4 protein-coding genes are annotated in these 4112 nt (G+C 65.3%); all 4 read right to left on the minus strand.

Annotated features, from left to right (window positions below):
- Positions 1-56 precede the first annotated feature (56 nt).
- From ACESNG_RS13660 to ACESNG_RS13675, 4 genes are read right to left on the minus strand one after another with little or no spacing between them, the layout of a single operon-like run.
- Complete coding sequence (locus ACESNG_RS13660) at positions 57-1574, minus strand: AMP-binding protein (protein ID WP_373069403.1); 1518 nt, start codon at positions 1572-1574, stop codon at positions 57-59.
- 1 nt (position 1575) lies between these two features.
- Positions 1576-2406: an N-acyl homoserine lactonase family protein gene (locus ACESNG_RS13665; RefSeq protein ID WP_373069405.1), complete on the minus strand. Its 831-nt coding sequence runs from the start codon at positions 2404-2406 to the stop codon at positions 1576-1578.
- A gap of 10 nt (positions 2407-2416) precedes the next feature.
- Positions 2417-2857, minus strand: a complete 441-nt coding sequence (locus ACESNG_RS13670) for a Zn-ribbon domain-containing OB-fold protein (RefSeq protein WP_373069407.1) — start codon at positions 2855-2857, stop codon at positions 2417-2419.
- Entirely contained in the window at positions 2854-4008 is a 1155-nt protein-coding gene (locus ACESNG_RS13675; RefSeq protein WP_373069409.1) for an acetyl-CoA acetyltransferase, read from the minus strand. Before ACESNG_RS13675 ends, ACESNG_RS13670 begins: the two co-directional genes overlap by 4 nt.
- Positions 4009-4112: the final 104 nt, after the last annotated feature.

A 4112-nucleotide genomic window follows, 5' to 3' on the forward strand; every position in this document is an offset into this window, starting at 1 on the left:
AGCAGCGAGAGCGAGATCAGCGAGAGTGAGAGCGACGGAGTCGTCGCGATTGTCGTTCATGGGTGCAGCAACGCGTCGAAGGAGGACTGTCGGAGCGCCACGAGATCGACCTTTCCATAGCTGTTGCGAGGCAGCGCCTCGACAAAGATAACATGCCGCGGACACCTGAAGCCCAGGAGGGGCTTGCTGAACTCCTCGATCTCGCCGTCGAGCAGCGAGACCCCGCCCTTCACGACGACGAAGGCGGTGACAGCCTGGCCCCACCGGGCATCGGGAAGTCCGATCACCGCCACTTCCTCCACCGACGGGTGCATCACCAGCACGTTCTCAACCTCACGGGGAGCGATGTTGAATCCTCCGGAATTGATGATGTCGTCGCGCCGCCCCTGCAGGTGGATATAGCCCTCGTCATCGCGGAAGGCCATGTCGCGTGTCCAGATCCAACCGTCCCGCAATACTTCGCGGGTCAGGTCCTCACGACCGAAGTATCCGTCCATCTGGTGCGGGGCACAGATGATCAGCTCGCCGGTCGCTCCCGCGGCCACCTCTTGCCCGTCGGGATCCACGATCCTGGTCGCGACGAAGGGCCAGGGTCGCCCCGCTGAATTGCGGTGCGCACCGACCCGGGCATGGTCAGCCTTGTCGAGGATCGTGAGGGTCGCCGGAGCCTCGGACTGCCCGTAGATCTGGGTGAGCACCGGGCCAAAGAGGTTGAGCGCGGCCTCCAGCTGCGGCTGAGCGATCGGCGCTGCGCCGTAGATGATGGAACTGAACGGCGCGGCGACTCTCTCCGACACCATGGTGTTCAGCATGTCTGGAACGCACTTGAGAGCACCAATGTGCTCGCGCACTGAGATGTCTGCCGCCTCGTGCGGATCGAAATGCCGCATCAGACGGACGGTCCCGCCGCCCGCGAGGTACGGCAGCACGAAGTAGCCGGCACCGTGCGATACGGGTTGCGGGAGCAGGATCCCGTCTCCCCGACGCACCGGACCGAGGCCGATGAGCAAGTTGCGAGCGACCTCGGTGATGGCTCGATGGCTGAGCACTACACCCTTCGGACGCCCTGTCGTACCCGAGGTGTAAGAGATCCACGCCGTGTCGCCGGAGCCGGGCAGAACATCCGGGAGCACGCTGCGAGCGGACGCGAGGACCGCGTCGTACTCCAGGGGGCCGCCCGCAACAACGACGCTACCCAGACGGATCCACGTCAGCCCGTAGGCGTCGGTGATCTCGCCGGCTACCTCGTCGAAGACCTCCTCCGAGATGATCACCCTCGCGCCGCTGTCCTCGGCCACTAGGCTGAAATCGCGAACCCCAAGCCGGGCGTTCAAGGCGACCCGGACGAACCCGCCCGTGACGATTCCGAGGTCGATCTCCGGGTACTCAAGACGATTCTCCAGGAGCACCAGGACACGGTCCCCGCGCTCCAGCCCGAGCCCCGCCAACGCGTTGGCAAGCCTCGAGGAATGCTCCATGACTTCCGCATAGGTGCGTGACCCGGCGCTCGAACGCACAGCCACCCGCTCTGGCGAGTCCAGCGCAGAACGCCTGACCCACTGCCCGATGTCCATATCAGCCGCGTCGACGGTCGGGTGGAACCGCCGACGACGAGCCGCCGGCTCGGTACGTCGGCCCGCCGGATGGGAAGGGGGCCCACTCGAGGACCACCGCGTCGTGGGACGGGAGCACCACATCGGCGAGCTGGGCGAAGCGGCCCAGCGTGGCGTAGATGTCGGTCACCGACACGTGCGTCCCGCTCGGGATCCACTCAGACTGAGTCAGGCCCTGCCAGCTGTCCGCGAACGGTACGTTGTCGCCGGCAAGGATGTAGGTCACCTCGCCGGTCTCGACCAGCACCGCCTGGGAGCCCGGCGTGTGCCCCGGAGCGAACAGCACCGTTACGCCATCAAACAGCGTGAAGTCACCTTCGATGAGACGCAGGTTCTCGAACTCCGTGGCATGGGTGGGCAACAACTTGCGCAGCAGGTGAGGCTCGTACAGCCCGTTGTGCGGGCTGTACGGCGTCGCGGCGTACCGCGCCTCCTCACGCTGGAGGTAAATGAGAGCGTTCGGGAACGGGTTACTCTCCATACCAAGCGCGTGGTCCCAGTGCAGGTGCGTGAGCACGACCGCACCCACCGACGCGGGATCGACGCCCGCGGCCGCCATGGCCACCTGGAGGGTCTGTTCCGGGGTCTGCACGTAGTCGCGCCCGAACCGCTCCTTGACCGTCGCAGGATCGCCGGGCCCGAAGTCCACAATGACAGGGAACGGCCCACCCTTGATGAGCCACACGATCATCTGAGCCGACGTCGTCTCGCCGAATCCCTGAAAATATTTGTGTGCCGCGCACTGGACGTTCGTGATGTGTCCCAGATCCAATGGGATCAGCTCGAGTGGCATGCTCTCGGCCTCACTTATCATTATCGGTCGTCGCGTCGACGGAGTCTTGCACGAAGTAGAGCAGGGTGTGCTCGCTGAAGTGTCGGAAGGTGGCCGTAACCCGCTGGCCGATCTGTACGGCGTCGGGATCGCCCACGACCCGACTCAGCACGCGCGGGCCCTCGTCAAGGTCGACCAGTGCGAGGGCGTACGGAACCTCGGCACGCAGCGCCGGCTGGCCGATCTGGTGCACTACGGAGAAGGAATACACCATGCCGTGACCCGGGCTCTGCTCGTGCGCCAGATCCCTTGACCAACATGCGCTGCACATCGCACGAAAGTACAACTGCGCAGTGCCGCACGCTCCGCAGCGCTGGACCAGCAGGTGCTCGTCGCGTAGCGCCGCCCAGAAGAGCTCACTGTCGGCGTCCGGCTTCGGAACGGGCAGCTCGATGGGTGTCAGTGTGTTCACGCGTTCCTCCCCAGGACGACGGTTCCGGTGTGCGACAGCCAACCGCCACAGCCGTGGGCCACGGCGATCTCAGCTCCTTCGACCTGACGATCCCCGCCGAGCCCCCGCAGTTGACGGACCGCCTCGATCAGCAGAAAAACCCCTCGCATGCCCGGGTGGTTAGACGATAACCCCCCGCCGTCTGGGTTGACCGGCAGCTCGCCGCCAACCCGGGTGCGGCCCCCGCTAACGAAAGGCCCACCCTCACCCTTGGCGCAGAACCCGAGGTCTTCCAAGGCCAGCAACACAGTAACGGTGAAGCTGTCGTACGTGCACACCACGTCGACGTCGGCCGGGGTGATCCCGGCCTCGGCAAAGGCACGCTTACCGGTATGGGCTCCGGCGGTCGTGACGAGGTCGGGCATCTGCGCGATGTGCAGGTGGTCGCTGCGCTCGGCCGCACCCAGTACCCAGATCGGGTCCATGGCCGCGTCCTTGGCCCGGTCCTCTGTCGTCAGCACCAGTGCACCGCCGCCGTCGGAGATGACACAGCAGTCGAGCAGGTGCAGCGGCGAGGCGATCATGCGTGATCCGAGCACATCATCGACTGTGATCTGGTCCTGGTACATTGCCAACGGGTTGAGCGACGCGTTGTAGCGGGTTGAGACCGCGATCTCGGCCAAGTGTTCGCTCGTCGTTCCATACAAATGCTTGTGCCGCTGCGCCGCGAGCGCATAAGCCGAGACGATGTTGAGCCCGAACGGCTCCTCGTACTGCTGGGCGAGGTGGGAGATCGGCGCGCTCGTCGTGCCGAGAGAACGGCCGGTGTCGCTCAGCTGGGTCGAGCCGTAGGTTACGAGGGCGACTTTGCAGCGCCCGGCGCGAAGGGCTGCCACAGCGTGATTGACCAGGGCTTCGAATGTTGATCCTCCGACGCTAGTGCAGTCCTCGTAGTCGGGATGGATCCCCAGGTACTCGGCCACGAGGAGGCTGGGCATGCGGTGGAACTCGTTGGTCACAGTAAACAACCCGTCGACCTCGGACTTGTCGATACCGGCTTCCTTCAACGCCCGTTCGGCTGCCTGCGCGTGCAGGTCCAACTCGGTCCGTCCGGTGCATCGGCCATAGTCGGACTCGGCCGCCCCGATGATGGCGATTCGCTGGTCGCTCACAACTGCCTCCCCTCTTCGTTGTCTATGGTGTCGTGCTGGTTCATGCCGTGGCACCGCCGTCCACGACGAGCACTTGTCCGGTTATGAATGCGGACCGCGGCCCG

Source organism: Gemmatimonas sp. (genome assembly GCF_041689975.1).
In the GTDB taxonomy this organism is placed as follows: Bacteria; Gemmatimonadota; Gemmatimonadetes; order Gemmatimonadales; family Gemmatimonadaceae; genus Gemmatimonas.

Excerpts from the sequence above, each read along its gene's own strand:
- ACESNG_RS13660 (WP_373069403.1), bottom strand. The coding sequence starts at position 1,574 with ATGGACATCGGGCAGTGGGTCAGGCGTTCTGCGCTGGACTCGCCAGAG.
- ACESNG_RS13665 (WP_373069405.1), bottom strand. The coding sequence starts at position 2,406 with ATGCCACTCGAGCTGATCCCATTGGATCTGGGACACATCACGAACGTC.